At 63.0% G+C, this 6,537-nt stretch carries 6 protein-coding genes; all 6 read right to left on the bottom strand.

Annotated elements, in window-relative coordinates; all coding sequences use genetic code 11:
- Positions 1 to 203 (bottom strand): PAAR domain-containing protein (locus tag NCR35_RS19395; protein ID WP_250535702.1); only part of this gene is annotated, 203 nt, incomplete at its 3' end.
- Between the two features lie 885 nt (positions 204 to 1,088).
- Positions 1,089 to 1,943: a glycine betaine ABC transporter substrate-binding protein gene (locus tag NCR35_RS19390; protein ID WP_250535701.1), complete on the bottom strand. Its 855-nt coding sequence runs from the start codon at positions 1,941 to 1,943 to the stop codon at positions 1,089 to 1,091.
- A gap of 100 nt (positions 1,944 to 2,043) precedes the next feature.
- Complete coding sequence (locus NCR35_RS19385; protein WP_502801702.1) at positions 2,044 to 3,237, bottom strand: FAD-binding oxidoreductase; 1,194 nt, start codon at positions 3,235 to 3,237, stop codon at positions 2,044 to 2,046.
- A 20-nt stretch (positions 3,238 to 3,257) separates the two neighbouring features.
- Positions 3,258 to 4,553, bottom strand: coding sequence for an aromatic ring-hydroxylating oxygenase subunit alpha (locus NCR35_RS19380; protein WP_250535700.1), 1,296 nt, complete (start codon positions 4,551 to 4,553; stop codon positions 3,258 to 3,260).
- A 62-nt stretch (positions 4,554 to 4,615) separates the two neighbouring features.
- Entirely contained in the window at positions 4,616 to 5,374 is a 759-nt protein-coding gene (locus NCR35_RS19375) for an electron transfer flavoprotein subunit beta/FixA family protein (protein WP_250535699.1), read from the bottom strand.
- Positions 5,371 to 6,537: an electron transfer flavoprotein subunit alpha/FixB family protein gene (locus NCR35_RS19370; RefSeq protein WP_250535698.1), complete on the bottom strand. Its 1,167-nt coding sequence runs from the start codon at positions 6,535 to 6,537 to the stop codon at positions 5,371 to 5,373. Before NCR35_RS19370 ends, NCR35_RS19375 begins: the two co-directional genes overlap by 4 nt.

Here is a 6,537-nt window from a genome sequence, read left to right as displayed (position 1 = left end):
GCGACACGTCGCCCCTTATGCGTCATTTTGCCGGTGGCGATGATAGGGAAGGTGCCGCCGCACTTCGGGCACTCGGTCAGGTGTTGATCGAGGGCAACGGGAATCCCTAAATGCTTGAAATCGGGCGCTGCTTGAATCACTACACCGCCGTGTGTGGTCTTGTCGCCAAGGCGCGCGGCATCGCGGCCGTTTGCATCTCTCATTTGCTGTTCTCCACGAGAAGGAACCCGCGTCGGACGGGTCTCGTTGTTGTTGGTCGAGCGCAAGAACAGACGGGCCGAAGCAACGTTAGGAGTGGCAAATAAGAAGCCGGACGGCCCGCCCGCGACGGGGACAGTAGCACGGCACCTCTATGCCGGATAAATCGGAAAGGTCCTAAAATGCTGGTGGGACGTCTTGGCGTTTCTTTGACTTCTGGCGCGTGGTTGCGCCGGAACAGGTTTGACAGCCTGTAGCCTTTACGACCCGCGACGCCCGCGCACTGCGGGCTAGCGTTCGCGCGCGCGCCGACCTTTGACCAAAGAGCGCGCGTTGCCTGTGCTCGCCTATGGGCGGGACGTGGCAGGGGAGCCGCAAGGCTCGCCGGTATTGAGGATCAACTGCATGCTTGTGCTGCGATAACCATCAAAAGCGAAAGGGTAGTTTTCGGATGGCGTCAATTACATACGAAAGATCGGGCGTGCAAACGGCGAGCGCGAGCCACGAAGGACGAGCGACCGCGTCGGTGTAGGCGGGAACGACTGATCGGGCGAGGCGCGTAGACGGTGAGCGTCCTCGACGGCGGGCAGTCGAATTGGTAAAGGGAGAGGACGAGGCGAATGGACGAGCGCTAAGGGCGAGCGCCGCGCGCGACGGGAAGCGGTGGATACGGCGGGAGGACCGTCGCAGCACCCGCTGTTACTATCCGGCTACACTATATGTAGATTGTGTCCCGATTGCCGATTCTGCTGCGGAGGGGGTTCAGGGGGGGTGTAGGCTGAATTGCTTCGGAATCCGCTTTGAAATCGATAATTCAAAATTACTGGGTTACTTTCTTTGCAAAAAGCGCCGCTCACGAGCGGCGCTTTTTCATGGGTGCTGCCTAACGCTTACTTCACCCAGCTATCCACGCGATCACCGTGCGCGCTGATCCATGCGTCCGCGGCAGCAGCCGGCTTCTCGCCGTTCTGCGTCGCGAGCATCACGCTGTCGATCTCACCCGGCTTCCATTGGAATTTCTTGAGGAACGCGACGACAGGCGGCGCCTTCTTCTCAAGCTCGGGGTTGACCACGCTATCGACATGCTCGGCCTCGCCGAAGACCTTCTTCGGATCTTCGAGGAACTTCAGCTTGTACTTCGCGAACATCCAGTGCGGCTTCCAGCCGGTCACGATGATCGGCTTGTTGGCCGCTTCCGAGCGCGCAAGCTCGGCCGTCATCGCGCTGCCGGAACTCGGCATGAGCCGGTAATCGAGGTTGTATGCCTTGATCGCTTCGCTCGTCTTCTGCATGACGCCCGCGCCCGCGTCGATGCCGACGATGCGCGAATCGAACTCCGCCTTCTTCGCCTGGAGGTCCGCCAGGCTCGATACGTCGGCGTTTTCCGGCACGATCAGGCCGATCTTCGCGTCATTGAAGTTCGGTCCGAGATCCACGACCTTGGACTTGAAGTTGTTCCAGTAAGCGCCGTGCGTGACCGGCAGCCACGCGGACAGCGTCGCGTCGAGGTCGCCGCGAGCCACGCCCTGCCACATCACGCCCGCCGCGACCGGCACCAGTTGCACCTGATAGCCGAGCCGTTTTTCGATGATGCGCGCCGCCACGTTCGACGTGGCCACGCTATCGTCCCATCCTTCGACGTAGCCGATCTTGATGGTCGGCTTCTCATCGGCGAGCGCACCCATGCTCGCTGCGAGGGCCGCGCTCATCGCGCCCAGCACGAACAGTCTTCTCATCGCTTTCATTGCTTTCCCCTTTGCGGCCCCACGCCGTGTATGCAGAATCGCCAGCCAGAATTGCCACGTAACGCACTTTTACGACACGCAGTTGTCCAGAAGCGACGCGTTATTTATCGACGACGAGATCGCTAAGCGGCGTGCTGCAACACAGCAGCACCATGCCCTGATCGATCTCGCGCTGACGGATGCCGCCCGCATGTTTCATCGATACTTCGCCGGAGACGAGCTTCACCTTGCACGTGCCGCACATGCCCTGCGTGCACGACGACGGCAGGCGCACGCCCGCTTTCTTCGCGGCGTCGAGCACATGCTGCGTGCTGCCGCATTCGATCTCGCGCCGGCTCTTGGCGAAGCTCACCTTGAACGTGGTGTCCACCGGCGCGGGCGCGAAGCCGCTCGAATCATTGCGTGCTTCGATGGTCTCGGCGTGTGCGGCCAGTGCATCGCCGACATGCGCGCTCGCCAGTTGCGAGGCCACGTCCGCGATGGTCTCGAACGAGAAGCTCTCTTCGTGATAGTGCGTGCGATCGAAGCCGCCTTCATCGAGCAGATCGCGCACTGCTTTCATGTACGGCGCCGGACCGCACGTGAAGACTTCGCGTTCGAGAAAGTCCGGCGCAATCAGCTTCAGCAGCGGCAAGCTCAAAAAGCCCGTGATTCCAGGCCAATTCGTGCGCGCGCCCACCCGCTCGCACACGAACGCCGTGCGGAAGTTCGCATGATTCGACGCGATGAGATCCAGCTCGCGCGCGAAGATGATGTCGTCCGGCGTGCGCGCGCTGTGAACGAAGACGATATCGGCATCGTCGCCCAGTTCGTGATGCGCGCGGCTCATCGACATGAGCGGCGTAATGCCCGATCCCGCCGAGAGAAACAGGAACTTGCGCGCCGGATGCCGCGCGCAGGTGAACTCGCCCGATGGTCCGAGCACGCGCACGCGCGATCCCGCGACGACGTTGTCATGCAGCCAGTTCGACACCTTGCCGCCCGGCACGCGCTTCACCGTGATCGAGATGGTGTGCGGACGCGTCGGCGCGGACGAGATCGTATAGCAGCGGTTCACCGGCTCGCCGTCGATGTCCAGTTCCAGCGTAATGAACTGTCCCGGCTCGAAGACGAATGAGCGTTCATCGGCTGCACGGAAGAAAAAGCTCTTCACGTCGTGCGTTTCCTGCCGGACGTGGCAGCAGACGAGCGTATCGTCGGTGTCGCTGTTCCAGCGCGCGGGCAGCGCGCCCCAGAACCTCGGTTGAGTCACGCGGCTTGGAGTCGGCTCGAACGTCGCCTGATCGCGCATCATGATGTGCCTCTTTAACGCGCCTAGCGCATGAAGGAAACGACTTTCTCGCCATGCGACGCGAGCTTCTCGTCGGGCGCGTTCGCATAGTCGCCGAGCCGCCCGATGTACCACTCGCAGAACTTCTCGACGAGGCCTTCGGTATAGGGCGAATACGGGCCCGGCTCATAGGCGCTGCTCACCGCGCCGAGTTGCGAGTACTCGACGAGCGTGCGGTCCTGATCGTTCGTCGCGCGCCACACGGCGGTGAGGTTATCGACGTCGTAGTCGATGCCTTCCTGCGCGTCCTTGTGCACGAGCCACTTCGTGCGCACGAGCGTTTCGCCTGCCGAGAGCGGAATCACGCAGAACGTCACGATGTGATCGCTCATGAAGTGATGCCACGAATTCGGCTGCGTCCAGAACGACAGGCCGCCCAGGTCCGCGCGCGCGAAGCCGCCCAGCAGTTTCTTCGATGCGACCTTCGCATCTAGCGTCTGCGATTCGCCGTCGCGATCGAGCGGCAGGCGCTGCGTGCGAAAGCCGGTGACGAGGTCGGAGAGACGATCGATCTCCGCCGACGGCAGATTCATCGCTTCCCATTGCTTCGTGCGTTCGACGACCGTGCGCTCGAACGCCGCCATGCCTTCTTCGTTCGCGGGCGAGCGTTGATAGCCGAAGCCGTATTCATAGAGCGAAATGGTGAGCTCGGGATGATTCGCGACGCAGTGATAGCACTCGCGATTATTCTCCATCGTGAGCTTCCAGTTGCCCTTCTCCACGATATCGATGCTCGCCGCGATCTTGCAATCCGCAAGGCCATGCGGAAGCAGATACGGCTCCATGGCCGCGCGCATCACGGCGAAATCGGCGGGCGGTTCGTCGGCGAGACAAATGAAGATCAAGCCTGCGAGATTCTCGACATGCACCTTCTTCAGGCTGTGCTTGCAGCGGTCGAACTGGTCGCCCATGTGCTCCGCGAACATGAGATCGCCGTTGAGGCTATACGTCCAGCTGTGATACGGGCACACGATATTGCCGAGCGAGCCTTTCTCTTCATTGCACAGCCGCGCGCCGCGATGACGGCACACGTTATGGAACGCACGAATCTGCATGTCGTCGTCGCGCACGATCAGAATCGAATCGCTGCCGATCTCGACTGTCGTGTAGTCACCGGGCTCGGGCACGTCCGGCTCTACAGCGACCTGAATCCAGTGCCGCTTGAAGATGGCGTCCATATCGAGCGCGTGGATCTCTTCGCTCGTATAGAACGGCGCTTCGAGCGTGTAGCCCTTCTTGCGGCGTTCGATCATTGCGCGAACGTCTGCCGATACTTTCATCGTGTGCTCCTGCATCGCTTTGGCCCCGCTTTGGCCCGTTTATCGTCTGCTGCGCGTCGATATCAGTAATCGACCAGTTGATGCTCGCGCAAATACGCCAGAATCACTTGTGCTTTTTCGACGGAACTCCCTTCAATTACGACGCTGCCGCCACGGCTCTCCGTCGTCGTCGCGGAGAGCATGCGCGCGTGGCCGCTGCGCTTCTCCGGCGCGGCGAGGCGCTTGGGCTTCGCTGCGATAGGGCCGAGCGTCCACGCCTTGCTCTCGTTGTCCACCGGCGCATTCGATGCCATCGGCACGACCTGTCCCTCGCGCATGCGCGCATACGCATAACGCGGCGCGGCATTGGCGAGCGGATGCACGGCGATGAGCGCAGGCAGTTGCACGCGCACGCGCCGGCGCAGGCCCTTCGGCATGAACTGACGCACCTCGACGCCTTCCTTCGTCACGCTCAAATCCACCGCTGACCCGACGAGCGCGATGTTCAACGCATTCGCGAGCTTGTACGGCAACGTGCCGCTATCGAATGCGCCTTCTGCGCGCGTTCCCGTCAGCACGAGGTCATAGCCCGCGATGCGCCCTGCGAGCGCGGCGCACGCATCGCCTTCGGTGTTCAGCACTTCGACGCGCGGCGCGCCGAGTGCGAGATATTCCGCAAGCGCGGGGTTCGAAGGATCGCCCGCGTGCAGCACGTCGAGTTGAGCGCCTTGATGCTTCGCGATATCAAGCGCGATGGTCAGCGCGGCGGCGTCGTTGCGGCTATAGCGCGCGACACCGCTTACCGGATGGCGTCCCACGGAAACGAGTACGGCGATCTTCATGCGAACACTCCTTCCGCGAGCGGCGCGCCGAGCACGATGGACGCTCCGTTGCCACGCGATGCGCGCGCGGCCGCCGCTGCATCGGTAAGCGCCTTGATCGTCTCGTGCGTATCCGCGACGACCGTGAGGTTCGCGCGTTTCGCGATGGGCGCGCTTGCATCGGAATTCACCGCGATGACGTGACGACAATCCTTGATGCCTTGCAGATGCTGCACCGCGCCCGAGATGCCGAACGCGATATACACGCTCGCCTGCACGGTCTTGCCCGTTGCGCCGATCTGCTTGTCGCGCGTGAACTTGCCGTCATCCACTGCGACGCGGCTCGCGCCTATCGCAGCGCCGAGCGTGCTGGCAAGCGCCTCGAACGCGGCAACGTCGGAGACACCATTGCCCGCCGACACGATGAAATCCGCCTCTTCCAGCGCGATCTGCGCGGCGTCCAGCTCCTCGATGCCGAGATCGACATACGCGCTCGCCGTCGCTGCGGGCACGATGCCCTCGCTCGCCACGCGTTCGCCCGCGCCGACGAAAGGCAGCTTCGCATCCACCGCATTCGGCGCGAGCATCACGACCTCCGGCAATGCGCGCGATGCCCATGCGCGGCCCGCTTGCGCATAACTCGCGGCGTGCGTCGCATCCAGTTCGACGACATGCGTCGCGATGCTCGCACCGGCGAGCGCCGCGTAACGGCGGCCGAGATCGCCATCGCCCGTTGCGTTGTCGGGCATGAAAAGATGCGCGGGCGCGAACGCAGCGGCGCATGCGGCGAGCGCGCGCAGTTCTTCGTCGGGCGCGAAACGCCGGCTATCGAACGCATCGATTGCGATATAGCGATCCGCGCCGAGCGATGCCGCGTCGTCGTTGAACGCGCCAAATGCGATCAGCACGACCTCGGTTTCGTCGTCCGCGAGCAGCGCCGCAGCGGCAAGGGTCTGGCGCGCGTGGTCATCGAGCGCGCCGCGATCCGTATGCGCCGCCACCAGCACGCTGCGCCGCGCGGGCTTCGTCGTGCGACGCGGCTTTGCCGTATCGCGATGCGTGGCATGGGCCGACGCGAAATCCTGCAACACGCCCGTGCCGACTTCGCCCAGCGTGATACGCCGCAGGCCCGCTGTCGTGACGATGAACGGCCGGCGCGGATCGATTCGTTTGATCGTGTTCAT

It is taken from the genome of Caballeronia sp. AZ10_KS36 (assembly GCF_023631105.1).
Taxonomy (GTDB): domain Bacteria; phylum Pseudomonadota; class Gammaproteobacteria; order Burkholderiales; family Burkholderiaceae; genus Caballeronia.
This window is presented reverse-complemented; position numbering and strand designations above follow the sequence as displayed.

Excerpts from the sequence above, each read along its gene's own strand:
- NCR35_RS19375 (WP_250535699.1), bottom strand. The coding sequence starts at position 5,374 with ATGAAGATCGCCGTACTCGTTTCCGTGGGACGCCATCCGGTAAGCGGT.
- NCR35_RS19370 (WP_250535698.1), bottom strand. The coding sequence starts at position 6,537 with ATGAACACGATCAAACGAATCGATCCGCGCCGGCCGTTCATCGTCACG.
- NCR35_RS19380 (WP_250535700.1), bottom strand. The coding sequence starts at position 4,553 with ATGAAAGTATCGGCAGACGTTCGCGCAATGATCGAACGCCGCAAGAAG.
- NCR35_RS19390 (WP_250535701.1), bottom strand. The coding sequence starts at position 1,943 with ATGAAAGCGATGAGAAGACTGTTCGTGCTGGGCGCGATGAGCGCGGCC.
- NCR35_RS19385 (WP_502801702.1), bottom strand. The coding sequence starts at position 3,237 with ATGATGCGCGATCAGGCGACGTTCGAGCCGACTCCAAGCCGCGTGACT.